The organism is Acinetobacter sp. ANC_7682, assembly GCF_056779795.1.
This window is the reverse complement of sequence record NZ_JBWYIQ010000013.1, coordinates 26,670-53,538: the sequence shown is the minus strand read 5'-3', so window position 1 is coordinate 53,538 and position 26,869 is coordinate 26,670. Positions and strand designations below refer to the sequence as shown.

At 39.8% G+C, this 26,869-nt stretch carries 21 protein-coding genes; 9 read left to right on the top strand and 12 right to left on the bottom strand.

The window, feature by feature from the left end; translation table 11 throughout:
• Positions 1-21 precede the first annotated feature (21 nt).
• The 4 genes from betT to AC1M9D_RS06975 all read right to left on the bottom strand — a co-directional run bounded on the left by betT (position 22) and on the right by AC1M9D_RS06975 (position 5,081).
• Complete coding sequence (gene betT, locus AC1M9D_RS06990) at positions 22-1,992, bottom strand: choline BCCT transporter BetT (protein ID WP_481594492.1); 1,971 nt, start codon at positions 1,990-1,992, stop codon at positions 22-24.
• Between the two features lie 225 nt (positions 1,993-2,217).
• Complete coding sequence (locus AC1M9D_RS06985; RefSeq protein ID WP_481611810.1) at positions 2,218-2,907, bottom strand: ion channel; 690 nt, start codon at positions 2,905-2,907, stop codon at positions 2,218-2,220.
• 133 nt (positions 2,908-3,040) lie between these two features.
• A complete protein-coding gene (locus AC1M9D_RS06980; RefSeq protein WP_481611109.1) occupies positions 3,041-4,747 on the bottom strand; it encodes a cation acetate symporter in 1,707 nt (568 codons plus the stop codon).
• Position 4,748: 1 nt separating this feature from the next.
• Positions 4,749-5,081: a DUF485 domain-containing protein gene (locus AC1M9D_RS06975; RefSeq protein WP_035265779.1), complete on the bottom strand. Its 333-nt coding sequence runs from the start codon at positions 5,079-5,081 to the stop codon at positions 4,749-4,751.
• A gap of 183 nt (positions 5,082-5,264) precedes the next feature.
• On the opposite strand from AC1M9D_RS06975, the gene AC1M9D_RS06970 reads away from it, so the two are divergent.
• Positions 5,265-8,756, top strand: a complete 3,492-nt coding sequence (locus AC1M9D_RS06970; protein ID WP_481611809.1) for a hybrid sensor histidine kinase/response regulator — start codon at positions 5,265-5,267, stop codon at positions 8,754-8,756.
• Positions 8,757-9,181: 425 nt separating this feature from the next.
• Positions 9,182-9,949 carry a hypothetical protein gene (locus AC1M9D_RS06965; protein ID WP_035265786.1) on the top strand — a complete coding sequence of 256 codons (768 nt, stop codon included), beginning with the start codon at positions 9,182-9,184 and terminating at the stop codon, positions 9,947-9,949.
• A 61-nt stretch (positions 9,950-10,010) separates the two neighbouring features.
• On the opposite strand, the gene AC1M9D_RS06960 is transcribed toward AC1M9D_RS06965, so the two are convergent.
• The gene (locus AC1M9D_RS06960) at positions 10,011-10,661 is read right to left on the bottom strand and encodes a response regulator (protein ID WP_035265788.1); all 651 of its coding nucleotides are present in this window, start codon (positions 10,659-10,661) and stop codon (positions 10,011-10,013) included.
• A gap of 376 nt (positions 10,662-11,037) precedes the next feature.
• Here AC1M9D_RS06960 and msuE point away from each other — a divergent pair, with 376 nt between their 5' ends.
• From msuE to AC1M9D_RS06940, 4 genes are all read left to right on the top strand, one after another.
• Complete coding sequence (gene msuE / locus AC1M9D_RS06955) at positions 11,038-11,775, top strand: FMN reductase (protein WP_035265789.1); 738 nt, start codon at positions 11,038-11,040, stop codon at positions 11,773-11,775.
• 29 nt (positions 11,776-11,804) lie between these two features.
• Complete coding sequence (sfnG, locus tag AC1M9D_RS06950; protein ID WP_035265790.1) at positions 11,805-12,914, top strand: dimethylsulfone monooxygenase SfnG; 1,110 nt, start codon at positions 11,805-11,807, stop codon at positions 12,912-12,914.
• Between the two features lie 308 nt (positions 12,915-13,222).
• Positions 13,223-14,371 carry an MFS transporter gene (locus tag AC1M9D_RS06945; protein WP_322840068.1) on the top strand — a complete coding sequence of 383 codons (1,149 nt, stop codon included), beginning with the start codon at positions 13,223-13,225 and terminating at the stop codon, positions 14,369-14,371.
• Positions 14,372-14,449: 78 nt separating this feature from the next.
• Positions 14,450-15,064 (top strand): riboflavin synthase subunit alpha, encoded by a 615-nt coding sequence (locus AC1M9D_RS06940; RefSeq protein ID WP_092766502.1) that lies wholly within the window; start codon positions 14,450-14,452, stop codon positions 15,062-15,064.
• Between the two features lie 44 nt (positions 15,065-15,108).
• Here the strand turns inward: AC1M9D_RS06940 and AC1M9D_RS06935 are convergent, their stop codons facing one another.
• Positions 15,109-16,290 carry an acyl-CoA dehydrogenase family protein gene (locus AC1M9D_RS06935; protein WP_481611808.1) on the bottom strand — a complete coding sequence of 394 codons (1,182 nt, stop codon included), beginning with the start codon at positions 16,288-16,290 and terminating at the stop codon, positions 15,109-15,111.
• Positions 16,291-16,439: 149 nt separating this feature from the next.
• Positions 16,440-18,383: an acetate--CoA ligase gene (gene acs, locus AC1M9D_RS06930; RefSeq protein ID WP_481594499.1), complete on the bottom strand. Its 1,944-nt coding sequence runs from the start codon at positions 18,381-18,383 to the stop codon at positions 16,440-16,442.
• A gap of 454 nt (positions 18,384-18,837) precedes the next feature.
• On the opposite strand from acs, the gene AC1M9D_RS06925 reads away from it, so the two are divergent.
• Complete coding sequence (locus AC1M9D_RS06925) at positions 18,838-19,821, top strand: mechanosensitive ion channel family protein (RefSeq protein WP_035265796.1); 984 nt, start codon at positions 18,838-18,840, stop codon at positions 19,819-19,821.
• Here the strand turns inward: AC1M9D_RS06925 and AC1M9D_RS06920 are convergent.
• The 5 genes from AC1M9D_RS06920 to prfB all read right to left on the bottom strand — a co-directional run bounded on the left by AC1M9D_RS06920 (position 19,795) and on the right by prfB (position 24,605).
• The gene (locus AC1M9D_RS06920) at positions 19,795-20,508 is read right to left on the bottom strand and encodes a 16S rRNA (uracil(1498)-N(3))-methyltransferase (RefSeq protein WP_481611807.1); all 714 of its coding nucleotides are present in this window, start codon (positions 20,506-20,508) and stop codon (positions 19,795-19,797) included. The genes AC1M9D_RS06925 and AC1M9D_RS06920 overlap by 27 nt on opposite strands.
• A gap of 12 nt (positions 20,509-20,520) precedes the next feature.
• Positions 20,521-21,801 carry a 3-deoxy-D-manno-octulosonic acid transferase gene (locus AC1M9D_RS06915; protein WP_481611806.1) on the bottom strand — a complete coding sequence of 427 codons (1,281 nt, stop codon included), beginning with the start codon at positions 21,799-21,801 and terminating at the stop codon, positions 20,521-20,523.
• 98 nt (positions 21,802-21,899) lie between these two features.
• On the bottom strand, positions 21,900-22,964 hold the full coding sequence (locus tag AC1M9D_RS06910) for an alkene reductase (RefSeq protein WP_481611805.1): 1,065 nt from the start codon (positions 22,962-22,964) through the stop codon (positions 21,900-21,902).
• Between the two features lie 26 nt (positions 22,965-22,990).
• The gene (locus AC1M9D_RS06905; RefSeq protein WP_035265803.1) at positions 22,991-23,293 is read right to left on the bottom strand and encodes an ArsR/SmtB family transcription factor; all 303 of its coding nucleotides are present in this window, start codon (positions 23,291-23,293) and stop codon (positions 22,991-22,993) included.
• A 216-nt stretch (positions 23,294-23,509) separates the two neighbouring features.
• Positions 23,510-24,605, bottom strand: a protein-coding gene (prfB, locus tag AC1M9D_RS06900) for a peptide chain release factor 2 (RefSeq protein WP_143047395.1) whose coding sequence is annotated in 2 segments (ribosomal slippage) — positions 23,510-24,532 and positions 24,534-24,605 — 1,095 coding nt in all. Because the reading frame shifts where the segments join, the coding sequence is not laid out codon by codon here.
• 177 nt (positions 24,606-24,782) lie between these two features.
• Between prfB and AC1M9D_RS06895 the strand changes: the two genes are divergently transcribed.
• Entirely contained in the window at positions 24,783-25,634 is an 852-nt protein-coding gene (locus tag AC1M9D_RS06895) for a putative porin (RefSeq protein ID WP_481611804.1), read from the top strand.
• 289 nt (positions 25,635-25,923) lie between these two features.
• Positions 25,924-26,706: a putative porin gene (locus AC1M9D_RS06890; protein WP_035265806.1), complete on the top strand. Its 783-nt coding sequence runs from the start codon at positions 25,924-25,926 to the stop codon at positions 26,704-26,706.
• Positions 26,707-26,869: the final 163 nt, after the last annotated feature.

Genomic DNA, 26,869 nt, shown 5'->3' with positions numbered 1-26,869 from the left:
CCTTTTTTAATCATTCACTATTTACTCAGGGCTACGAATTACACTTAAGAAATGTAAATGTCTTTCGTATTGATCAATGACATCTTGAATTAAGTCTTCTTGTGTCCAGTCCATTACATCATAGGCCTGTCCACCCTCTCTTAAAAACACTTCCGCCTGATAATAATCCTGCTCATTCACCATTGTATCTGGCATAAAGCTCGGTGGCGTTGTTCTTTGTGACATCACTTGATATACGAAATTCAACTCGTCATGATGATCTACCCTCAACTCTATTCCTTCACCCAATCGATTTACACTAACCTTAAACTGTCTTCTCTTGAACTCTTTCTGCACTTGCTCTAATGCTTGATATACTTGAGATTCAATAAATACATCAACCTCTTCCTTAGAATGAGGATAGTGCATAATCAATCCTAAGCGTTTTTGCCAACTCCGTGGTTGATGAATTGCTCGAGGTGTAATTCTCGCTTCTTGCAAAGCATTCATTTTAATTAAATCTACTTTTAAGGCTTTGAGTAATCCCCAACAAATAAAGAGCATAATGACGGAGAATGGCAATGCACTCATGATGGTTGCAGATTGTAAAGCACCGAGCCCACCGACCAATAATAATACAATTGCCAATACCGCCATAAGCACAGTCCAAAAGAGTCGTTGCCATGTCGGTGAACCTTCACCTTTAGCCGTCAAATAGTCTGTTACTAATGCACCCGAATCCGCTGAAGTGACAAAGAATAAAATAACCAGCGATGTTGCTACCACACTCATCATTGAAGCGAGTGGTAAGCTATTTAAAAATTCGAATAATGCAACGGAAGAATCCTTCTGTACTGCTAGCATCAGTGCTTCATTGCCTTCTTGCATAATACTGAAGAGCGCAGCATTCCCCATAAAGCCCATCCAAATGAGTGTAAATCCAGTAGGAATCAAAATAACTCCAACGATAAACTCTCGAATAGTTCTTCCGTGAGACACACGTGCGATAAACATCCCGACAAATGGTGACCATGAGATCCACCATGCCCAATACATAATCGTCCAACCACCAATCCAACCATTGGGTTGATAAGCATATAAATTAAATGTCATGGTAAAGAGATTAGAAACATACTGACCCATGTTCTGAATTGTGGTTTGCAAAAGATAAATGGTAGAACTCGTGAAGAATACAAAGAGTAATAAGCTTAATGCCAATACTAAATTCAGCTCAGACAACCGTTTAATTCCTTTTTCTAAACCTAGAAAAACGGATAATGATGCCAATGCACTGACGATAATAATCAGTATCACTTGTGTACTTGCTGATTGAGGAACATCAAATAAATAATTCAAGCCGGAGTTAATTTGCGTTACACCAAAACCCAACGTTGTCGCCACACCAAATACTGTTCCAATCGTGGCAAATGTGTCTACGGCATCCCCCATTGGACCATGAATTTTTTTTCCAATGATCGGATACAGCGCAGAACGCACTTTTAAAGGCAATTGATGTCGATAAGCAAAATAGGCCAAAGACAATCCAATCAATGCATAGATCCCCCATGCATGAAGTCCCCAGTGGAAGAAAGTCACTCGCATCGCTTGCTGCGCTGCCATAACCGTTTCTCCATCACCGACTGGCGGAGAGACATAATGCATTACAGGTTCTGCTACCCCAAAAAACATCAAGCCAATCCCCATACCTGCGGTAAAGAGCATTGCAAACCAAGAGCCATTACTGTAACTCGGTTGGCTATGATCTGGACCGAGCCTGATTTTGCCGTAGTCAGAAATTGCGATATAAGCCAGCACGATCAGAAATATGGCAACTGCTAAAACATAGAACCAACTAAAAGAATCCGTAATCCATTGGTTCAGTTGCTGAGTAACTAATTCAAAACCATTAGGAGATAACACCACAGTGGCCAAAAATACAAAAATGATGAGTACCGTGCTGATAAAAACACGTGGATTTACATTTGAATACCATGAAGGATGCTGAGAAGACATAATTCCCCTATATATTTATTTTTCGGTGAAACGCTTCAAACTGGATAAAACGCTATATGAATTGAGATCATTTATCCTCAACCTCATACAAAGCCGAGTTAGTTTCATCAAAAACAGAATAGAAAATCGACTCAATATCGAGGGTTGGAGATTATTTTTTGATCTAAGTACTTATTATTCATGATTTTGCAGATGAATACCGTTAGCAAGATGTAACGTTCTGTTTTAATCATCCTGATGCTTTGGCAAATGAGCAATGTATTGCAGTGCAATTAAGCGCGAAACAATCAAAGCCAGATACATGACTCCACTAAACATTTGAATCATGGCAATCAGTCTCGCCAGCGGACTCAAGGGCATAATATCTGAAAGACCTGTTGCCGACTGAATACTAAAACTGAGAAACAACAAATCTAACCAACTATGTTGAACAGATTGTTCAGGCGTTATGCTAAAACTCAGTGGGTCATATAGCTGGCAGATGCTATATAAAAATGCGAAGCTCCATGCAATTAAAGTAAAAACAGCTGCTGCCGCAAATAATTCATCTTTGGTCAAATAGCGGTCTTCGAACATATATCGAACCAAACCATAAGCCGCTGTCGTATACGCGATAACTTCAAATACATGCGCTGTAATTTGAATATAGGCTTGATGGTATCCAATCAGAATCAAGAAAGAAAAAATGAGAGCCCCTAATACCCCAAATAAACCTACAGCACTAAAAATTGGGGTCATTTTGATGACTTTAGCAATAATGAGAAGGACTAAAGCACCGAGAATCCAAGTCATGGAGCGATAAGCCAAATCATGATTTGATACCACTGCGAGGAATAGAATCAGCAGCTGCAAAATCAGTAGACAAGCGGATGGTAAACGTACGAGATCACGTATCGCGCGGCATATTAAATTCATCTCAACTCCAACTATTTTTATTGTTTTGTTTGAATAAAAGCATAGCGGACAGTTGATGAATTGTATGTCATTTAAAATAGAAATTTGGTAAAGAAAAAAGCCCCTTAAAGGGGCTTTTTTCATCATCAGTATCTTAGTGGTCTGATGCACCAGAAATACCAATACCTGTTTGTGAGCGTACAAACTGTGCATCAAATGCTTTACGTTCTGCTTGCGCTTGTGCAGAATTGTCTGTCACAGAGAATAACCAGCAGAAGAAGAATGCTAAAGGCATCGCAAATAATGCAGGGCCGTTATATGGATTAATTGGTGTATCAGAAATACCAAGCGTATCTACCCAAACTGCTTTAGAAAGTACGATGAGTACAACCGCTAAAACTAATCCAACAACACCACCGGCAACTGCACCACGCGTTGTTAAACCTTTCCAGAACATTGAAAGTACAAGCACTGGGAAGTTTGCACATGCAGCAACAGAGAATGCTAAACCTACCATGAAGGCAACGTTTTGTTTCTCGAACAAGATACCCAAGATCATCGCAAAGATCGCAAGACCTAAAGTCGCGATTTTAGACATACGAAGTTCAGATTCAGGTGTAGTTTGTCCTTTTTTCAATACGTTCGCATATAAGTCATGTGAAATTGCTGAAGCACCTGACAACGTTAAACCTGCAACAACTGCGAGAATCGTGGCAAATGCAACCGCTGAAATGAAGCCCATGAACAAGTCACCGCCTAAAGCATCAGACAAGTGAACCGCAGCCATGTTATTACCACCAACAAGCTCTAGCTTGCCAGTTACTGCCATTTTCGCAATATCAAGGAATTGTGGGTTGTTCGATACATAGAGAATCGCACCGAAACCAATGATGAAAGTTAAAAGATAGAAGTAACCGATAAAGCCTGTTGCAACAACAACTGATTTACGTGCTTCTTTCGCATCTTTTACTGTGAAGAAACGCATGAGGATATGTGGTAAACCAGCTGTACCAAACATCAATGCTAAACCAAGAGAAATCGCATCAATTGGGTTTGATGCCAGACTACCTGGTCCCATGATTTTGGTTGCATCATCTAAGGTTAAATCATGTACTTTAGAGAAGACTTGAATCGATTGCTCGAACATATTGGTGAAGCTAAAGCCAACGCCTTTCATCACCATAAATGCCATGAAGGTAGCACCTGACAACAACATCACTGCCTTAATGATTTGCACCCATGTTGTCGCTAACATACCGCCAAAAATAACGTATGCCATCATAAGCAGACCGACGATGACGACAGCAATGTTATAGTTCAAGCCAAACAGAAGCTTGATCAACTGACCAGCGCCGACCATTTGGGCAATCAAGTAGAATGCAACAACAACAAGAGAGCTTAACGCTGCCAGTGTGCGTACAGGTTTTTCTTGTAAACGGAATGATACAACGTCAGATAAATTGTATTTACCCAAGTTACGCAAACGCTCTGCTATCAAGAAAAGTACGATAGGCCAACCTACCATGAAACCAAGTGAATAGAGTAAGCCATCGAAACCTGACAGGAAAACCATCGCAGAAATACCAAGGAACGATGCTGCGGACATATAGTCACCAGCAATGGCTAAACCATTTTGGAAACCAGAAATTCCACCGCCTGCGGTATAGAAATCTTTGGTGTTTGTGGTTTGTTTAGCTGCCCATTTGGTAATCCCCAGCGTTGCACCGACGAAAATCAAGAACATGATAATCGCAGGCCAATTTGTTGCTTGTTGTTCTGCTGCACCTAAATCAGGACCTGCGAATGCCAATCCAGATAACATTGCAGTCCCTGCAAATGTGAGTAAAGAATTCCATTTCATCTTAGTGTAGTCCCTTCTCGTGAGTGATGGCTTCAACTTCGCGCATAGCTTCTTCGTTTAATTGATCGAGCTTATTGTTGGCAATGTACGAATACACACCACATAACAAGAAAGACAGCACGATGATGCCTAATCCTAGAGGGATACCCCAAGTGGTTACACCACCTGAAAGCGATGACAATAAAAATTCTTTGTTATAGCCAACTAAAAGCATAAAACCAACGTAGACAAACAGCATAATGCCTGTCAATGTCCAGCTCAGTGTGCTTTTCTTTTTGACCATTTCTTTGAATTTGGGATTCTGTAGAATTTGCTCTACTTGTCTCTCATCCATAAACAAGACTCCATATGAGACCCAACCGTAGGTCATTTTTTTTATTTAAATTATTCCGATTTTTAAATTAGCAAGATTTTGCATTGGTTGTAATTTAGACTTTGGTCGCTAAATTTTGATCAATTTGAACGTGACAGTTCATGGATGCGTTATCATTACACGAGATTCTCAAGTGTAAGTCCTATGAACAGTTGGTTGATTATTGGGGTACTCGCCCTCTACATCCTCATCCTTTTTATTTGCGCCTTTTTTGGTGAAAAACATGCCAGTCGGCTCAGCCCACGTGGACGCATGTTATTGTTTAGTTTGACCTTAGGCGTGTACTGTTCGTCTTGGACATTCTACGGCGCAACGGGTGCTGCTGTTCGTGAAGGGATCATTTTCCTTCCAATCTACTTAGGCCCACTTCTGTTTGTCTGGTTTGGTTATGATATTTGGCGTCGCTTAGGTCGAGTACGTCAGCACCATGCTATTTCCTCAATTGCTGACTTTGTGGCAGCACGTTATGGCAAAAGCGGACCTCTCGCCTCACTCGTCACCATTTTAGCCGTGATCGCCATCATTCCTTATCTTGCCTTACAACTGAGAGCCATTGCACTCAGTGCATCCGTGATGTTGCAACAAGATTCAGAAGTGATGAATCTGACCACCAATGGTGTTCTTGCACTTACAGGGGTTCTCGCAATTTTGGCTATGATGTTTGGTACACGTCAGATTGCCAACACCGAACAGCATGGTGGTTTAATGCTGGCAGTCGCTTTTGAATCCTTTGTTAAATTATTTGCACTCCTCTGTGTCGCTTTTTTCTTTTTATTTGACCGCCCCGAAAACCTCATTCAAGTTTCCGCAGACGTATCCAAAACCTTCCATGAAATTCAACTGATGGGCGTGCCAGATACCTTTTGGATTCAAACACTTTTAGCAGCATTAGCGATTATATGTTTGCCACGCCAGTTTCATGTTGCTGTAGTTGAATTACGTGATGAAAAACATATTCGTGGTGCGCGCAGATGGTTTGCCGCTTACATCATTTTAACCGTTGTCGCGATTATTCCGATTGCAAGTTGGGCACTTCATGCTGCACCAGAATACATGGCAGTCCCTGATGTTGCCGTGCTGTCACTGCCTTTGAGCTATAACCAAGAATGGCTGACGCTCTTAGCATTCCTTGGGGGATTTTCGGCTTCAACTGGTATGCTTTTAGTCTCTTCAGTCGCACTTTCTATCATGCTCAGTAACGACTTGATTATGCCTGCGCTATGGCGCTTGGGTTGGATTTCGCGTCATGACAAGCGTTTACCTCGAATGCTGAAATTCACTCGTCGCGTATGTATTTTGGCGGTCATGCTCCTTGGATTCTTATTTTTCCATTTCTTTAATGACATTGATCAGCTGTCAGTATTTGGTCTTTTGGCATTTAGTGCTGTTGCACAGTTTGCACCTGCACTTATTGGGGGGTTGTACTGGCGTGGTGGAAGTAAACAAGGGGTCTATGCAGGTCTCATCGTTGGTTTTGTGATGTGGAGTTACACACTGCTCTTACCAACAATTTTAAGAAGTTTACCAGATGAATATTATCAATTTACCTATTCGTTTCTGATGTTTGGACCTCTGGGATTTGACTTATTAAAGCCTGAAGCATTACTTGGTTTTGAATCATTTGCGCCATTAACACATGGTGTAATTTGGTCACTTGGCTTAAATATCGTGCTCTACATCTGGATCTCACGAATTTATCGTCCAAGTATTGCTGAGCAAATACAGGCAGAAAGTTTCTTCTATTACGAAACAAAACCCCTACAAACGCAACAAACCTCAAATGAAGTTAACTATTTACATCATGATGTTGCACGATTAAAAGTGGGTGACCTGATCACGCTTGCCAAACGGATTACGGGTGAAGGTCCGACCATGCATGCGTTTAATCAATTCTGCTTATCCAATAATGTGATATTAAACGAAAACAGCAGTGCCAATGGGATGTGGTGGCGTTTCACTGAACAATATCTCGCTGGCACGATTGGAGCTGCATCGGCACGTACCCTACTCACTACAGCCATGGTTAACAATGGATTAGCACTTGGACAGGTCGCTAATATTCTAGACCAAGCATCACAATGGCAACGCTTTAACCAAAATCTAATTATGACCATGATCGACCACATGACCCAAGGGGTAAGTGTTGTCGATGAAAACATGTGTTTAGTCGCATGGAATAATCAATATCTCGTTTTATTCGATTATCCAAAAGATTTGGTATATGTGGGCTGCCCGATTGCAGATTTGATCCGATACAACGCAGAGCGCGGTGAATGTGGACCTGGTTCCGTTGAAGAGCACGTGCGTAAACGTATTCATTGGATGAAAGTAGGTAGCGCTCATGAGTTTGAACGTATTCGTAAAGATGGTCGTGTTATCCAAATGCGAGGAAATCCAATCGAAGGCGGTGGCTTCGTGACGACATTTGCTGATATCACGGCATTCCGAGAAACTGAAGCACTACTTGAAGGACGCGTTCAAGATCGTACTCAACAACTTGCCAATGCCTTGGCAGAACAACAATTGGCACGTGAACAAGCTGACAAAGCCAATATGTCAAAAAGTCGATTCATTGCTGCAGCAAGTCATGATTTACTTCAACCTATGCACGCTGCACGGTTATTCAGTACGGCATTAGAACAAAGCATTCAAAATGAAGAAGATGCTAAAACGCTACAGCAACTCGACCGTGCCTTACATGGTGCAGAGAGTATGCTTTCTGCATTATTAGACATTGCACGTTTAGAAGGTGGAACAATACAACCTAAACGACAAGCCTATCCATTACATGACCTATTGAGTGACTTAGAACTACAATTTAAATCAATTGCAGCACAACGAGCGATCTCCTTCCGAGTGCATGACGTGAAGTTCTGGATTGATACAGATCCTCAATGGATTCGCCGTATTATTCAAAACTTTGTCAGTAATGCCCTAAGATACACAGCAAAAGGTCGTGTAATTGTTGGGGTGTTACGTTCAGCAGAAAAAGCAAACCATATTCGTATTGGTGTTTGGGATACTGGTCCAGGGATTGCTGAACAACAACGTATTAAACTCTTCCAAGAGTTTGAACGTTGCGGACATACCTCGCCATGGGGTGAACAAGGTTTAGGTCTTGGACTCGCTATCGTTCAGAGAATGACCAGTATGTTGGGTTATCCTGTGCATGTGTATTCCGAGTTGGGTAAGGGTTCATGTTTTATGATTGAAGTCCCACTCATCGATGCACCAAAGGTTGTGACCGCACCAGTTCAAGCCACACCATTAAAATCTGCAGCGTATAAAATTTTATGTTTAGACAATGATGAAACTATTTTAGAAGGCATGGCAACTCTGCTTACTAAATGGGGTTATCAAGTGTTTAAAGCCACAGAACCTGAACAAGCACTTGAGATTATTCAACAAGAGAACATTCAAGTTTGGTTGGTCGATCAACACCTGAATTCAAATAAAATAGGATTAGATTTTATTGTAGACCATCGTCAAGAAAATGTACCTGTGGCATTGATTACAGCTGATTCAGATCCTGAGCTTCCGCAAAGACTCAAAGAGCTGAATATTGTCCTATTGAAAAAACCTCTCAAACCTGCCTCTCTACGTTCATGGTTATCAGGTTTAAAAATTTCAAAATAAGATTCGAAATAGTCATATTTTGATACATTCATCACCCAGTTTTTCCAAGAGGAGCTGGGTGATTTTTATACATATTCACACCATACTTTACAATGATTGGCAGACCTTAGCTTTAGAGGTGGCAAAAGAGAACAAAATAAAGCTAAAGAGAGCGTTGGCAATTGACCAAAAAAATCAAAGTCCGATTTTCTATGGCAAAACACATCAAAAGTTGAAATATCATTTAAAACAAATAGTTACAAGTTTACTAACATCATGTTTTTAGATGACAAATTTACTCATCAAATAAAAATTAATACTTTAGTCTTATTCTTATTGCAATCAACATAATTCTAAATCTAGTCATCAGCACATCTTCTTTCGATTAAAGCAATCAAAGTGCCTCAAATTTTCTCGAGAATAAAAGTATCAAATGGAGTCTTGCAATGAACATTTCAGAAGCTATGCCACATGGTTTAGATCGTAATCACGAATTTCATCGCCAATATGGTGCCAATGCAATTTTGCCTGAAATCAAGTGGCAAGAAATTTTTCCATCTACATCCTTAAAAAATGTACATGTACGTGCCTTGGAACAGATTTACCAAACTGCAGTACCTTTGGCTTTACAGGTTTTTGAACAATTAAAATTTGATGTATTTACACCAGCAGCTTATCACCCTCAAGGCTTAGGTTTATTTGATAAATTGGCACAACAAGAAAATCAACTTATTCAACGTTTAGCATCAGAATGCCGAGATTTAGATGAACATACGCGTCATCAAGTGTGGAGTATGTTGTTGCGTGGTGGTGCCGTTTTGGTCTTTAAAGCTTGGCTTGGTAAAGTGAAAACTGGTGAAAATACGCTTGATACCACGCAGTTTGATGAAATTTCAGATTTACTCTTTATCAAAACACCGCCGCTTGCACTCGCAGAACAATTAGGCATCGATGCATATGCAGATTTCGATCATATTTTTCTCATGTATGGCAATGAGGTGTTTTTAGATCGTTTTAATGGACTTGAAACGGCTGCACTCTTTGTTGATCTGAAAGTTTATGATGCCGCTTTTTTAAGTCTTAGAGATGATCGCGTTGCAGAATATTTAAAACGCAAGGGCTATGTAACACAAGATCAAATTGATGAACTTCAATGTGCACTCAATCCTCTATATTGTAATGAGTTGACACCTAAACAGGACTGTTTAGCCTAAAATAGATACATATCGAAAAAAAGACCTTTGATTAGGTCTTTTTTTCAAATCTAAGAATCAATTAAACACGTTTTTCTTCGATGTTTAATGCATTAATCGCTAATACAGCCTGAGTACGATTTTGAACGCCTAATTTACGGAAAATCGCGGTCACATGCGCTTTAATCGTTGCTTCAGAAACATCAAGTTCGTATGCGATCTGTTTATTCAACAAACCTTCCGCAACCATCATTAACACTCGGAATTGTTGTGGTGTTAGAGATTGAATACGTTCTGCTAAAGCTGTTTCATCTGCAGCACGTGGATCAAAGTTTAAATTCGCAGGCAGATTTGGCGGTAACCACATATCCCCTTCTAATACCTGACGAATCGCTTCACCAATGTGACTTGGATGCGCTGATTTTGGAATATAGCCCATTGCACCATGTGCAATCGAGCGTTGAATAATTGAAACTTCTTCATGCGCCGATACGACAATAATTGGTAACGATGGATACTGTGCACGCACATGCACCAACGCTGAGAAGCCTGATGCACCTGGAAGATTCAAATCTAAAAGTACTAAATCTGGTTCAGGACCTTTTTCTAAACGTTCATAAAATTCATTAACAGCAGCTGTTTCATGGATTTGGGCTTGCGGTAAGCTGTAACGAACTGCTTGAATTAAAGCATGACGAAACAGTGGATGATCATCAACGATTAAAATATTCATAAGCGAGGCGAGAGATCTCAAACACAATCAATATACTAACTGTGCTATAGCTGTTAAGGATATATAAATATTAACGAATTTTTGCAGAAAATGTCGGGCTAAATCTTACAAACGCGATTTTTTTATGTAATTTTGAAAATTCGATAAGCACATCACTTTTAAATATAAAATTTATTCAAATACTGAAATAGCTTATTCATAATCATAAATATAAGTTTATTCAGTTATTTATCACTAATTTATATCTCAAGAAGATTAAATTCCCGCTATATACGCAAAAATGATATTTATTATTATTTTGCTTATTTTACAGAATAAGCATTAATCCACATAAATAGTGCATCCGAGATTAATTTTAAATTTTTAGGTTTGTACTATGTCTACTGCTCAACAAAAACCCTTAAATATCGTCGCTGTCTCTGGCGGTTTAAATAATCCTTCAAAAACTGAAGCGCTTGTTCAAGCGATTTTAGATGAGTTAGGTGAAGCAACACCAATTAATGTGCATTTTATTAAATTTAGTGAAATCGGCCATTTATTAGGTGGTGCCATTTATCGCAATCAGCTGCCGCAACGTGTTCAAGATGATCTTGCTGCTGTTGAAGCAGCGGATGCATTGATTGTGGGAACTCCCGTATATCGCGCATCTTTCACAGGTTTATTTAAACATTTCTTTGACTTTGTAGAACAAACTGCGCTGGTAGATGTTCCTGTATTACTTGCTGCATCAGGGGGCAGTGATCGCCATGCCTTGGTACTTGAGCATCAATTGCGTCCTTTATTTAGCTTCTTCCAAGCACAGACTTTGCCAATTGGCGTTTATGCAACTGATCGTGATTTTACGCCTGAATACACCATTCACAGTGAACTATTACGTGCGCGCATTACCTTAGCCATTGCTCGTGCTTTACCAATTTTAGAGTGGGCACCAGCCAAAGGTAAACGTGCTGAAGTCGTTAAAGATAAAACCCAACAAGCCAATCAGAATTTGGGCATTAACAAACAAATCGAACAAGAAGAAGTATTGCCTTCAGCAGCAGTACCAAGTTTAGATGCAGCAGAGTCACGCTTGCATCACAAGAATAATGCTGCCCCAAAAATCGAAGTGGCATAAATATAATTAAATCAATGAGGGTATAAGCCATGTCTAATGCAGAAAAACAAGCGATTAAATTTGCCTATTGGGTTCCAAATGTCAGCGGTGGTCTTGTCGTCAGTAATGTTGAACAACGAACAGACTGGAGCTACGACTACAATGTTCGACTCGCACAAGCTGCTGAAAAAAGTGGATTTGAATATGCTTTGACACAGATTCGATTCACGGCAGGATACGGTGCGGAGAATCAGCATGAATCTGTAAGCTTTAGTCATGGCTTATTGGCAAAAACTGAAAAGTTACGTGTAATCGCAGCAATTTTACCAGGCCCTTGGAAACCCGCGCTGGCGGCTAAACAGCTCGCGACAATTGATCATTTAACCAATGGTCGTATCGCTATTAATGTTGTGAGCGGATGGTTCCGTGGTGAATTTGATGCCATCGGTGAAGAATGGCCTGAACACGATCAACGATATGCACGTTCAGAGGAGTTTATTCGTAGCTTAAAAGGCATTTGGACGCAGGATAACTTTAGTTTTGATGGAAAATATTATCAATTTAAAGACTACACCTTGAAGCCAAAACCTGTTCAAAGCCCACATATTGAAATTTTCCAAGGGGGTAGCTCGCGTGCCGCACGTGATATGGCATCTCGTGTTTCTGATTGGTATTTCACCAATGGAAACACGCCTGCTGAAATTAAAAAGCAGATTGATGACATCCGTGAAAAAGCCAAGCTGAATCACCATCAAGTCAAAATTGGGGTGAATGCCTTTATCATTGCTCGTGATACTGAAGAGGAAGCAAAAGCTGTACTTCAAGAAATCATTGACAATGCAAATGTAGAAGCAGTCAATGCTTTTGGTGATGCAACTCGTGAAGCAGGTGCCGCAACTCAAGAAGGTGAGGGTAACTGGGCAAAATCAACATTTGAAGATCTTGTCCAATACAACGACGGGTTCAGAACAAATCTCATCGGTACACCGCAACAAATTGCTGAACGTATCGTCGAATTAAAATCAGTTGGTGTGGATCTGATCTTATCTGGCTTCTTACATTTTATTGAAGAAGTTGAATATTTTGGTGAAAAAGTACTGCCTTTAGTTCGAAAACTCGAAGCTGAACAGCAACAACACATCACCGCTAAATCAGCTTAATTTGTCTTCGATTATTCAACAACGATCTGAATGAAATCAGCGCTTTGTTCAATCTTGTTTTGACCCTGATAACTATAATAATAGCGTCATGCAGTAGCAACTTAACCCCCAAGGCTCGGCTTGGGGGCTTTTTATTGGATAGTCCATATAATCTGATCAGCAACAGTACATCGAAAATTGAATAAATCGTACATTGTTCCGCTGTTACAAGGTTATAATCACCTCAAAAATGAAGACAGCACAGCCTTATGGGTTCAATTCAATCAATAGAACATTCAAATAATTCCTCTAGTATTTCAGCAAATAAAATGGCGGTTCATATTATTTTCGCTATTGCATTAGCGCATGGATTACATGATCTGATCCAGTCTTGCTTACCTGCCATTTATCCCATGCTGAAACTCAATTTTGACTTAAGCTTTACCCAAATCGGGATTATTTCTTTGGTCTATCAAATGACTGCATCTATTCTGCAACCTTGGGTTGGACTCTACACTGATAAGCATCCTAAGCCCTACCTCCTCCCTTTGGGTATGTGCGTTACACTGCTAGGTATCGTTCTGCTGGCATTTGCATGGACTTTTCCAATCTTACTGATTTCAGCAGCACTCATCGGTGTGGGCTCATCTGCCTTTCACCCGGAAGCCTCACGAGTAGCGAGAACAGCATCAGGTGGTCGCTTCGGAACTGCTCAATCCGCTTTTCAAGTGGGTGGTAATAGCGGCTCTGCCGTTGGGCCACTGTTGGCCGCAGCAATCATTGTACCGAACGGTCAAGCCTCAGTTGCTTGGCTCATGATATTTGCCATTTTTGCTATTTATCTGCTTTACAGAATCAGTCGATGGACCATTCAATATGGTGTTCAAGCTGCTTCAGCAGTAAAAGCAAAGCAATCAACACCGTTGAAAGGTTCTAAACTTGTACAGGGAATTGTGATTATCTGTGCGTTAATGTTTGCAAAATTCACGTACATTGCAAGTATTGGAAATTACTATACCTTCTATTTGATCGAAAAGTTTCAGGTCAGTATTCAACAGGCTCAGCTTTATTTATTTGCTTTTTTAGCCGCAGTAGCAATCGGTACTTTTGCTGGCGGCCCTATCGGTGACAAAATAGGTCGTAAAGCTGTCATTTGGATTTCCTTCATTGGCATGGCACCCTTTGCATTACTCATGCCACATGTGAATTTGATGTGGACGTGTATCTTTGCGATTCTTGCTGGATTGATTATGTCTTCCGCATTTTCAGCAATGGTTGTATATGCACAAGAAGCGATGCCAGGTCGTGTCGGCATGGTCTCTGGTTTGATGTTTGGTTTGATGTTTGGGATCAGCGGTATCGCGGCAGCAGCTTTGGGCTATGTGGCAGATCATCAAGGTATTCGTTGGGTATTTCACTTTAGCTCATACTTACCACTACTGGGTTTATTGACCTTCTTTTTACCTAGAACCAATTGATCTGCGTAAGATGATCATCGCTACGATCTCAGTTAGGATTAAAAGCAATTAAGATTTATTTTTAGGCAAAGGTTTATTATGTATACAGGTATCGTGCAAGGGTTAGAAAAAGTATTAGATATACAGCATAAAGAGGGATATCGGACTTTTGTTATTTCTAATGCGCTCAACCTTTTTCATGATGTATTTATCGGCGCCAGTGTTGCGATTAATGGTGTTTGCTTAACCGCTACACAAATTGATCTGATCGCTGGTCAAGTGCATTTTGATGTTTCAAATCTGACACTTGAATTAACCACTTTAGGTCAACTCAACGTCGGTGATGAGGTCAACATTGAACGCTCCGCTAAAGTAGGTGCTGAGAATGGTGGGCATAATTTATATGGTCATATTGAAGGCACTGCAACCGTAAAGCATTTAACCAAAAATGGTGAAACGTTTCATATCGACCTTGAAATTCCAAATGGCAATATCAAATATTTCTTCTTAAAGGGCTTTATCGGTTTAAATGGCTGCAGTTTGACAGTCAATCGGGTTGATCGTGCAAACAATCAAATCTCAATCGATCTTATTCCAGAAACTTTACGCTTAACCACATGGAAATATGTTCAAGTCGGCGATCAAGTCAATTACGAAATTGATCAGATGACACGTACGCTTGTCGATACTTTAGAAAATATTCATCAAAAATAAATAAAAGCCTCTACGATAGAGGCTTTTTTCATAATCAATTGGATCTAAGAGTAGAAACTCGGATCCGGAAATTTTCCAGTTAACACCCACTCTCCGACTTCCTGATATTTATAATCAATTGGATCATGCAAGGTTTGGGTTCGTACATTACGCCAGAATCGATCTAAATTCAGTTTTGCAGTAGTCGCGCGCGCGCCCATCACTTGAAAAATATTTTGTGTTACATAAAGTGAAGTATGAGTCGCTGCGATTTTGGCGGTGGCGATTGCAATTGAGGCTTCACCACGTTGCTCCGCAGTTAATGTTTCCCCTTGATCCCACGCCTTTTGTAATGTATTGATCGCTTTTTCCGCGAGCAAGCGCACACCTTCAAGTTGCACATAAAATTCGGCGAAATGCTTCTGGGTAAATGGATCATTCACCGCTTGTTCAACCAGTGATTTCGACCAAGCTTTTTGTGTTTGAACTGTCTCTTTCGCAACATTGAACGCTCCCTCAGCAACACCTAAAAATAAATGCACGAAAATCAGTTGAGCAATTAGCGGTCTCAAACTTGAATAAGGTGTACTTAAAGGACCGGGATTGAGGAGTAATTCATCCTTGCGAATTTTGACCTGTTCAAAATGACTGGTACCACTATCCGTTTGACGTTGCCCCATATTATTCCAATCCCCAAGAAAGCTCACGCCCTCTCGTGCTGTTGGAATCACGCCAATCAGTAACTTTCCATCTTCATTAAATCCCGAACAGAGCAGGATATCTGAATCAATTGATCCAGAACAAAAACTTTTATCACCATGGAAGATAAATTCTTCATCAGAAACTTGTTTCGCGGTTGTTCTACGATCTAATGGATTTAACGTATTTCCCCAAAATAAGTTGTGTTTGGCGGTTTGTCTAAACCAATTTCCATATTGAGCTGGCTGTGCAAAAAGTTGTACCGTCGCAATAAGCAAATGATGAAAGCCATATACGTGCGCAAGTGAACTATCAACTTGAGCAATGGTTTGAATAGTTTTAAAAATCGTGCTCCAAGTTGCACCTTGCCCACCAAATTCTTTTGGAATAGATAAAGACAACAAACCACTTTGTCGAATTAGATCTCGCTGAGCCTTTGGATTTCCACCTTGTTTATCTCGTTCTGCTGCGGTTTTCGCAAACTCAGATGCAAGTATTTGCGCAGTCTCAAGTGGCGTTTCAGGATTAAAATTTAGGGGAGAATTCATTGTTATATTCCGTATCGCATCTGCTGATAAGCTTAGCAGATCAACATGATTTGACTTATCACAATGCCTGCTTTTCTTATCACTGAACTAAAAATACCGCTAGTTGAACTAACGGTATTTAAAACATGACTTCGTCTGTTTAATCGGGATTACTGCTGTGATTTCACTTCAGCAATTAATTGATCCACGACCTGTGGATCTGCCAAAGTTGAGGTATCGCCCAAACTATCTAGCTCATTAGCGGCAATTTTTCTCAAAATTCGGCGCATAATCTTGCCTGAACGTGTTTTGGGTAATGCTGGCGCCCAATAAATTGCATCTGGTGTAGCCACAGGTCCTAAAACTTTTCTTACCCAACCTACTAGCTCTTTCCTGAGTTCTTCTGACTCTGGCGTATCTGCCTGTAAAGTTACATAGGCTGCAATCCCTTGACCTTTGATGTCATGTGGCATACCCACAACGGCTGCTTCTGCAACATGTTCATGTGCAACCAATGCACTTTCAATCTCTGCAGTCCCCAAGCGGTGTCCCGAAACGTTCAGAACATCATCCACTCGCCCCGTAATCCAGTAATAACCATCTTTATCACGGCGTGCACCATCTCCCGTGAAATAATTCCCTGGATAAGTTGAGAAATATGCCTCGATAAAACGATCTGGATCACCCCAAATGGTGCGCATTTGTCCTGGCCAAGAATCTTTGATCACCAAATTACCTTCAGCCTCTCCTTCTAGCTCTTTACCATCAGCATCAACCAAAGCAGGTTGTACACCAAAGAATGGGCGTGTTGCAGAACCAGGTTTAAGTGCAGTTGCTCCCGGTAAAGGCGAAATCATGAAGCCACCTGTTTCAGTTTGCCACCATGTATCTACAATTGGACAACGACTTTCACCAACTACGGTGTAGTACCAGTTCCAAGCTTCAGGATTAATTGGCTCACCGACGGAGCCCAACAAGCGTAAGCTACTACGGTCACTTTCACGGATAAATGCATCACCTTCACGCATCATCGCTCGGATCGCCGTTGGTGCCGTATATAAAATTGTGACGTTGTGCTTATCTACAATATGTCCTGTGCGTGCCCAAGTTGGGTATTGTGGAACACCCTCAAACATCAATGTTGTCGTCCCATTTGAAAGCGGACCATACAACACATAAGAATGACCAGTAATCCAACCGACGTCAGCGGTACACCAGAAAATATCGTCTTGTTTTAAATCAAATACTTCCCTAAAGGTAAAGTTCGCGTAAGTCAGATAACCGCCTGTAGTATGTAGCACACCTTTAGGTTTACCCGTTGAGCCTGAAGTATATAAAATAAACAACGGATCCTCTGAATTCATTGGTTCAGGTGGACAGATATCTGTGACTGTCATGATTTCCATGTGATACCACAGGTCACGCCCTTCATGCATCGTGATTGGGTTACCAGTACGATGTACCACAATGACATTTTGTACAGAACTCGTCCCATCAAGCTCCATCGCTGCATCAACGTTTTCTTTCAGTGGAATTGGCTTTCCACCACGCATGCCCGAGTCTGCTGTAATGATGACTTTTGCTTGGCTATCATCAATACGACTTGCTAAAGAATCTGGTGAAAAACCTCCAAACACCACACAATGTACCGCACCAATACGCGTACATGCCAACATCGCAATGGCTGCTTCAGGGACCATTGGCATATATAGAACAACACGGTCGCCTTTAGTCACGCCATGCTTCTTGAGGACATTGGCAAAACGACAAACTTCATCGTGTAATTCTTCAAATGAAATAATTTTATGGCGTGATGGATGATCACCTTCCCAAATAATCGCAGGTTTATGCGGGTGTTCTTTTAAATGTCGATCGAGACAGTTTTCACTGACATTTAATTGGCCATCTGCAAACCATTCAACTTTGTAATTCTCTTTATCAAAGTTGGTATTTTTGACTTGTGTAAAAGGCTTAATCCAGTCTAGTTTCTTGGCTGCTTCGGTCCAAAACGCTTCGGGGTTTTCAATAGATGCTTTATACCGCTCGAAATATTGCTCTTCATTGGTTCGTGCAGTTTTTTTAAAAACTTCGGGTACAGGATATATTTCATTCATAATTCGCATCCTTGATTTATGTTTCTCATCTCGAGAGTTGTCTTGATCATACTGATCATTTTTTGTCTTATATCTTGAGTATGACTATACTTTAAAATTTCAAACAATCATGCTTTGGTCGTAGACTGAGCATTCATTTATTTCAAAAGTTATCCGTATCTTCTTGCCAATTGAACAACCTAAAATATCTAACAATCAATGATCCGAATCATTGCTGATCATCATTTCTAAGCAAGTAAAATCTGTCGTTGTCAAAAAACTCCATTTTTTTATCAATAAATACCATTTCGATTTTTTTGTTGGACAAGGTGCTGAATGTTTATAAAAACATACAATTTTTTTTGTTATTTTCAGTTTATTCAATGAATAAAAATGACGATAAAACTTGAGAACGTGATTTTTATTCACTCTATTTTCAGGCAAAATGTAAACATTCAATACATTTGGAACACTCGTGGCTGAACAACAAAATTCTTTGAGTCAGGTGGCTCAAGGTACGACTCAACTTCTACAAGATGCAAGTGAGAAAACGGCTCAAACCGTCATTGCACATACTGCGAAATACAATGATGCGTATACCACCATTGATAAAATCATGGATGGCTTTTGGGAACGAATCCCTTATATCTGTATTGCTTTGATTGTATTTACCTTATTTTGGTTGTTGTCTAAGCTGTTCAAATTATTTGTCAGAAAAGCACTTTCAGAGCGTTCATATACCAAACAAAATTTAGTGCTCGTCCTCAACCGCGTCGGTAGCTCTTTTATTATTTTCTTTGGTTTCTTAATCGCGATGGTTATTGCAATTCCAGGGTTTACACCTGGACAGCTGATGAGTGCACTGGGGATCGGATCTGTCGCAATTGGTTTTGCATTTAAAGATATTTTTCAAAACCTGCTCTCTGGTATCTTAATTCTACTCGGTGAACCCTTCAAAATTGGCGACGATATCATTGTGAATGGTTTAGAAGGGACCGTTGAAGATATTCAAATTCGTGCAACCTACTTACGTTCACCTGATGGTCGTCGTATCGTCATTCCCAATGCAACGGTTTATACCAATGCAGTTACTGTTAATACGGCATATCCACGTCGTCGTTGTGAATTCGTGGTCGGTATTGGTTACGAAGATGATGTTCAAAAAGCGAAAGATATTATTTTGAGTATTTTAGACCGGGATCAACAAATCCTCAGTCAACCTGGATTTAGCGTGAATGTCTCTGCCTTAGCTGATTTCTCAATCAACCTCACTGTACGTTGGTGGGTGAATACGGGTGAAACTGCGACATCTACATCTATCAGTTTAGTTCAAGAAAAAGTGATTCAAGCTTTTGCTGAACATGAAATTTCGATTCCATATCCAGTTCAAGAGGTTAAAGTCTATCGCGGAGATTCTTCACAAGAAGATGAGTCACCACGTGCTAAACAGACGACCTAACACATAAGGAATCACCGTTTCAGTACGGATAATTCGGTTGCCTAAGCTGACAGCTTGGCAGCCGTTTTTTTTGAGTAAATCAATCTCATAAGGAATGTAACCACCTTCAGGCCCAATCAATATCGTACACGGGTGCTCAATCGCATGAGGCATACTGTGGGTTGCATAAGGATGTGCTACATAAGCTGGTCGTTCAACAGAAATCATTTGAGGAAGAACGTCTTCTACAAAAGGTTTAAAGCGTTTATATATTTCGATTTCAGGTGGAAATGTATCACCCGCTTGTTCTAAGCCCAGTTGAACATAGTGATCAATTTGCTGTAAAAATGGTGTTTGCCAATAGCTTTTATCGACCCGATAGCTGTGCAGTAAAATGATTTTTTCTACGCCTAAAGTTACAGCATCTTGAATCAATCGTCTCAATACTTTCGGTCTAGGCATAGCAACGATTAACGTTACAGGTAATTTCTTCGGTACAGGCTCTTCATAAATTGGCTGAATTAAGATTTTCCTTTCAGAAATTTCTATGACCTCAGCTGTATATCGACCAGCACCTCTAATACCAACCTTTAAAGTATCTCCAATTTTAATATCAAGTTGATGCTTCAAATGATCAATTTGGCGTGCTGATTGAATCTTCCAGAGGTCATCCTGTGCTGATGCAGGATCAAGCAATACAATATTCATATACTTAAAAAACTAAAGATATTGATTCAGAACATGAATATGTTTTTGCAACGACCCTGTATTCCGTTGCATGATCTTTTGAGCCTGATTTTGTACTGCTAAAATCGTTTCATCCTGAGATAAGCACTGAATAAGATGATTCACCACCTCTTCCGTAGTTTGACCGATTAGAATCCCTTTTTCTTCCACAAATTCATCGACAATGGTTTGAAAGTTAAAGTAGTTCGGTCCAATCACAGTCGGGACATTGAGTGATATTGGCTCTAAGATATTATGCCCACCACCAGGTTCATTTAATGATCCACCCACAAAACTTGCTTGGCTCAATGCATACCAAATCCACATTTCACCCATACTATCAGCAAGATAAACTTGTGTATCAGCCTCAATGATTTCACCTAAACTACGTCGATGCATTTTTAACTCATGACTTTGAATGGCTTGTGCAACTTCATCAAAACGTTCTGGATGACGCGGCACAATAATCAGCAAGACGCCAGGATGATCATTTAAGTAGTCTTTAAACTTGGATAACAGATTTTTCTCTTCAGGATGATGTGTGCTTGCAATCGTAATAATTTGGCGTGCTTGCAAATCCCAATCTTGATGAATTTGTTGCGCTTTCAATAACATTTCTTCGGGCGCATGAATATCAAACTTAATACTGCCCACTGTTTGACTATGCGCTGTAGCAGCACCTAAAGCCCTAAATCGATTCAGTGAATCTTCATCTTGGGCCAAAAGTTGAGTCAGACCGCTGAGCATAGGCTGAGTAATACTTGGTACTTTGGCATATCCTTTCGCTGATTTTTCAGATAAGCGTGCGTTCACCAAAAAAGTGGGTATTTTATTAATTTTCGCCTCATTAATTAAATTGGGCCACAGTTCTGTTTCAACCAAAACCAACATTTTGGGTTGATATTTTTTAATAAAAGCACTGACTAATTTTTTTTGATCCGCAGGTAAATATACTGCTTGAAAAAGATCTACATATGGTGCTTTTGCAAATAAGGATTTAGCTCGTGCCTGACCTGTTTTGGTGGTATTCGTAACCAACACAGCATATCCAAGTTTTAAATAATGTTCTATCAGAGGTTGTGCAGCATTGGTTTCTCCAACTGAAACCACATGAAACCATATCGCATTAAGATTTTTTGGAGATTGAAACGGACCGAAGCGCTCTAAGCACTCTTGATGAAATTGCTCAATATTGTCTGCTCGCTTTTTTATACGCCATTTATAAATTGGCTTTAATAAAGCCAATGCTGCGTTATACCAAAATGGAGTTGTCAAAACGTAAGACCTCGAGCTTTCTTAAAAAAATAGGGCATGACCACGAAGTTGAGATCATACCCTGCGAATTTTTTCGGTTCAAATACTTATCTTAAATTTCAATTTCCTTGTAAAAAAGGATAATCGATATAGCCTTCAGCCACATTCGTCCCGATCATATTTTCTAACTTTAATTCATTCAAAGGAGCATTCTGTACCAAACGCTCATATAAATCAGGATTGGCAATATAGTCTTTCCCAAAAGACACTGCATCAGCTTGACCTGAAGTGAGAAGTTGTAAAGCATCCTCTCGACTTAAACGCATATTGGCAATAAAAGGAATACCTTGTCCACGCGCTTTCAATTCTTGACTAATACTGTCTTCTGCCAAATATTCACGAGTAAAGAAAAATGCAATTTTTCTTTGGCCGAGTTGCTCTAACACATAACCGAAAGTTTCACGTGGATCATCATCACCCATATCGTGTTCATCACCACGAGGAGCTAAATGTACACCTACTCGACCAGCACCCCAAACTTCAATTAGCTCATCTACGACTTCTAACAAGAAACGCGCACGATTTTCCACCGAGCCGCCATATTCATCTTCACGCTGATTGGTTTTCGATTGCAAGAATTGATCAATTAAATAACCATTCGCCGCATGCAATTCCACACCATCAAATCCTGCCTCTTTAGCACGAATTGCTGCTTGTTTATATTGCGCTGTAATCGCGTGAATTTCAGAAATTTCTAATGGACGTGGCAAGACATAAGGACGTTTCGGACGCAACAAACTGACATGTCCGGCTTGTTGAACAGCACTCGCCGAAACGGGGATATCACCCTTCAGTAAATCTGGATGTGACACACGTCCAACATGCCAAAGCTGAGCGACAATTAAGCCATCTTTATCATGAACAGCTTGGGTTACTTTCTTCCACCCTTCTACTTGAGCATCAGTAAATAATCCTGGCGTATTTAAATAGCCATTCGCCTCCTCAGAAATTACGGTCGCTTCTGAGATAATTAATCCACTACTTGCACGTTGCGCATAATACTCAGCCATCATTTCTGTTGGTACACGATCATCTGTCGCACGACTACGCGTTAAAGGTGCCATAACCACGCGATTTTTGAGCTTTAATTCACCAAAGATTACTGTGCTACTAAAATCAGTCATTCATCTATCCTCTTCACTCATTATCGTTAGAGTGATTGTTGAAGGTGTTCTGCAAAACTTTTTATCAGTGCTTCATTACGAGAAAAATAAGACCATTGACCATGCTTAGTAACATGAACCAAACCTGCTTGTTGTAAAACAGATAAATGATTAGACATGGTTGACTGAGATACATCTGCAATTTTTTCAATCTGTCCTGCACATACGCCACGACTAAAATCTTGCACGCACTCATCTTGTGGAATAAAGCGCTCTGGATCTTTTAAACATTGTAAAATTTGGCGGCGTATCGGGTTCGATAAGGCTTTAAAAATTGCTTCAGTATCCATCTCATTTCACTCAAGTTAATGATCTGCACTGTGCTGAACTCATTATATCGATTTTTATAGATATTAATATCGAATTATTACGATATTTAACAAATCGAGTTTATGAATGACTGTGCCGAATAATTCTGATTCTAACATTGAACTGATTTAATCTAGCAAGCTTCGTGCTAGAACGAAAAAGGCAGGGCTTTTGCCCTGCCTTTTTTTAAAAAAATATTAAAGCCCTTGTTTCAAACTAGCTTCAATAAATTTATCAAGATCACCATCTAACACGGCACCCGTATTTGAATTTTCAACGCCAGTACGTAAGTCCTTAATACGTGAATCATCCAACACATAAGATCGAATTTGGCTCCCCCACCCAATATCCGATTTAGAATCTTCTAGTGCTTGAGCTGCTTCATTACGCTTATTCATTTCCAATTCGTACAATTTAGCACGAAGCTGTTTCCAAGCATGATCACGGTTAGCGTGTTGTGAACGCTGGTTCTGACAAGCCACCACAATTCCAGTTGGTGCATGGGTTAAACGCACGGCAGAATCTGTTTTGTTAATGTGCTGACCACCTGCACCTGAAGCGCGGTATGTATCCGTACGGACATCTGCTGGATTGATCTCAATTTCAATGTTGTCATCAATTTCTGGAGACACAAAAACCGCTGAGAATGAAGTGTGACGACGGTTGCCTGAGTCAAAAGGTGATTTACGAACTAAGCGATGTACACCTGATTCAGTACGTAACCAACCATAAGCATATTCGCCTTCTACACGAATTGTTGCCGATTTAATCCCAGCCACATCACCGTCAGATTCTTCCATTAACTCAGCTTTAAAGCCATGACGCTCAATCCAACGTAAGTACATACGTAATAGCATAGATGCCCAATCTTGAGCTTCAGTACCACCTGACCCCGCTTGAATTTCGACATAGCAAGGATTTGGATCCATTGGATTACTAAACATACGTCTGAATTCAAGTTTAGCCAGTTCAGCCTCAGCTGAATCAAGTTCTGCTTGAACATCTGCAAGCATTTCTTCTTCATCCGCTTCTACAGCAAGATCAAGCATCGCTTGTGCATCATCAAGTTGTGTTGCTAAACCATCTAAAACATTTAAAACGTTTTCGAGCTCACCTTTTTCTTTCGCCATCGCTTGGGCACGATTTTGATCATTCCAAATTGCTGGATCTTCAAGTTCGCGGAGAACCTCCTCTAAACGCTCTTTCTTTAGATCGTAGTCAAAGATACCCCCGTAGTGTTTGACCACGTTCGCTCAAGTCTTTTAGCTGGAGAAGATAAGGATTAATTTCCACGGTGTAGATCCTAAATATGTCTATATCAAAATTGCCAATATTTTAACACAGCCAAGTAAAACTTGAGAGTTTGCTTTTTTATTCAATATTCTCTTGACAATTGTTTAGTTATTATTAACATTACATTTAATTATTAAAAAATACTTACTTTATTTTTACAACAATAAGCAGAGACTTATGAAAATGAACAAAACCTATTTGGCTTTGGCCATCCTCCCTTTGACAATTTCAGCCATGGCCTACCAAGCTCAAATTGATGCTGGATATACCTATTTTGACCATGATAGTCTCAAGGTTGATTATCACGGTGTATTTGAAACAGAAGGTACTTATTACTTCAAAGCAGTTGATACTGAAAATAAACCACTTAATGAGGCTGCATTTCTTGGCCACCATAATCGCGTTTCAGCGAAATATAGTTTTCAGCATATTAAAGACGATAAATTGTATATAAATGAAACAGTTGCGCAAAGCAAACAAGAGCTGCACGGCTATTCAATAGGGGGAGAATATTATATTGATCAACTGTACTTCACAGGTGAGGTCGGTCGTCAACATTATAAAGTGGAGTCACGCTCAAGCTCACTAAACGGTTCATCTCATGCTAAGCAGCGTTTCGATCTAACCACCTATAGAGCTCTCGTTGGTTATACTCCTATTCAAAATTTACTGATAGCAGCAGGTATTAATGCTTATAAAGGTGAAGGCTTTGATGAAAATGCTTTTGCTTTAAAAGCCAAATATGTCACCCCATTAGGCCAAAATGGTCAATATCTCAATTTAGAATTGGATGGTAGCTTTGGACATGATATTGATTCGATTACATTTGGTGGGGATTATTATTTAACTCAACGCTTAAGCCTAGGTAGTGCTTATACGCGAGATACGAATAGCACTAGTAAAATTCATAAAGACGAATACCAATTACGTGGCAAATACTTTATCAATAATAACCTCTCTCTTGGGAGTATTTTAAGATTCAGTGATGATGAAGATAAGTTTAATATAAACGGAACATATCGATTCTAATTCCATTCAACATGGGGAAGTAGCAGTGCCAAAACTGCTACTTTCGTTCAAATTGCATACAATTCATATTGAAAAGCAACATAAAATGACTAAAACACCTTATCTTTCACATGAATTAACATGATTTTTTATTTTTTAAAATCAATAATTTAAAGTTTTATTTTTACATAAAAATTACACAAGATACATTACTGTTACTTTTGCTTGATTGATCCTTCATGATTTTCCCCTACACTGAACTTGTAACAAAAAATGTATTAACAACTAACTCTATTGAGGGGAAGTATCCATGAAAAAATTAGCAATCGCGTCTGCGCTTCTTTCTGCTTTAGCTGTAACTGGAACTGCAAATGCATATCAAGCTGAAGTAGGTGCTTCTGCAGGTCTTATCGATCCTGATAATGGTAGTACAAGTGGTTCATTTGGTGTTGATGGTACTTATTATTTCCAACCAGTTCAAACACGTAATGCTCCACTAGCTGAAGCTGCATTCCTTGATCGTGCAAGTAATGTAAATGCGAAATACCAATACAGCGAAGTTGGTGATGATGAAAGACATCAATACGGCGTAGGTGTTGAATACTTCGTACCTAATTCTGATTTTTATGTAAGCGGTAATGTTGGTCGTGATGATCGTAAATTTGATATTGGACCTGATTTTGATGAGACAGTTTATGGTGCTGAAGTAGGTTATTTGCCTGCACCTGGCTTATTAATTGCAGCAGGTCTTAAGGGTTACGATAACGACTATGATGATGGTGTTGACCCAACATTACGTGCTAAATATGTAACTACATTGTCTAACGGTAAAGATATCAACTTAGAAGCTGGCGCTGCATTTGGTGACCTTGATGAATATAATCTAGCTGCTGATTACTTCATCGATAAAACTTTAAGTGTTGGTGTAGATTACTATAGTAAAGATACTGGTCCTGCAGATACAAACGAGTTTGGTGTAAGCGCACGTAAATTCTTCACACCTCAAGTCAGCTTAGAAGGTCGTGTAGGTTTTGGTGAACTTGCGAATAATGATTACAACAAATTCGGTTTAGCTGCTAAATATCGCTTCTAATATCTTGATTAAGATTTAATGTTTCTTAAAAGCCCATCTTAATGATGGGCTTTTTTTGTGCAAAAACCTGATGGAATGTCATTTTATGTACATTGACTCATCCCCTTTTGTTCTTACAATAGAAACTAGCTGTCACAAAACAGTCATATTTCTATAACAAAGA

Coding starts and splice junctions, on each gene's coding strand:
- betT (WP_481594492.1), bottom strand. CDS start 1,992: ATGTCTTCTCAGCATCCTTCATGGTATTCAAATGTAAATCCACGTGTT.
- AC1M9D_RS06985 (WP_481611810.1), bottom strand. CDS start 2,907: ATGAATTTAATATGCCGCGCGATACGTGATCTCGTACGTTTACCATCC.
- AC1M9D_RS06980 (WP_481611109.1), bottom strand. CDS start 4,747: ATGAAATGGAATTCTTTACTCACATTTGCAGGGACTGCAATGTTATCT.
- AC1M9D_RS06975 (WP_035265779.1), bottom strand. CDS start 5,081: ATGGATGAGAGACAAGTAGAGCAAATTCTACAGAATCCCAAATTCAAA.
- AC1M9D_RS06970 (WP_481611809.1), top strand. CDS start 5,265: ATGAACAGTTGGTTGATTATTGGGGTACTCGCCCTCTACATCCTCATC.
- AC1M9D_RS06965 (WP_035265786.1), top strand. CDS start 9,182: ATGAACATTTCAGAAGCTATGCCACATGGTTTAGATCGTAATCACGAA.
- AC1M9D_RS06960 (WP_035265788.1), bottom strand. CDS start 10,661: ATGAATATTTTAATCGTTGATGATCATCCACTGTTTCGTCATGCTTTA.
- msuE (WP_035265789.1), top strand. CDS start 11,038: ATGTCTACTGCTCAACAAAAACCCTTAAATATCGTCGCTGTCTCTGGC.
- sfnG (WP_035265790.1), top strand. CDS start 11,805: ATGTCTAATGCAGAAAAACAAGCGATTAAATTTGCCTATTGGGTTCCA.
- AC1M9D_RS06945 (WP_322840068.1), top strand. CDS start 13,223: ATGGCGGTTCATATTATTTTCGCTATTGCATTAGCGCATGGATTACAT.
- AC1M9D_RS06940 (WP_092766502.1), top strand. CDS start 14,450: ATGTATACAGGTATCGTGCAAGGGTTAGAAAAAGTATTAGATATACAG.
- AC1M9D_RS06935 (WP_481611808.1), bottom strand. CDS start 16,290: ATGAATTCTCCCCTAAATTTTAATCCTGAAACGCCACTTGAGACTGCG.
- acs (WP_481594499.1), bottom strand. CDS start 18,383: ATGAATGAAATATATCCTGTACCCGAAGTTTTTAAAAAAACTGCACGA.
- AC1M9D_RS06920 (WP_481611807.1), bottom strand. CDS start 20,508: ATGAATATTGTATTGCTTGATCCTGCATCAGCACAGGATGACCTCTGG.
- AC1M9D_RS06910 (WP_481611805.1), bottom strand. CDS start 22,964: ATGACTGATTTTAGTAGCACAGTAATCTTTGGTGAATTAAAGCTCAAA.
- AC1M9D_RS06905 (WP_035265803.1), bottom strand. CDS start 23,293: ATGGATACTGAAGCAATTTTTAAAGCCTTATCGAACCCGATACGCCGC.
- AC1M9D_RS06895 (WP_481611804.1), top strand. CDS start 24,783: ATGAAAATGAACAAAACCTATTTGGCTTTGGCCATCCTCCCTTTGACA.
- AC1M9D_RS06890 (WP_035265806.1), top strand. CDS start 25,924: ATGAAAAAATTAGCAATCGCGTCTGCGCTTCTTTCTGCTTTAGCTGTA.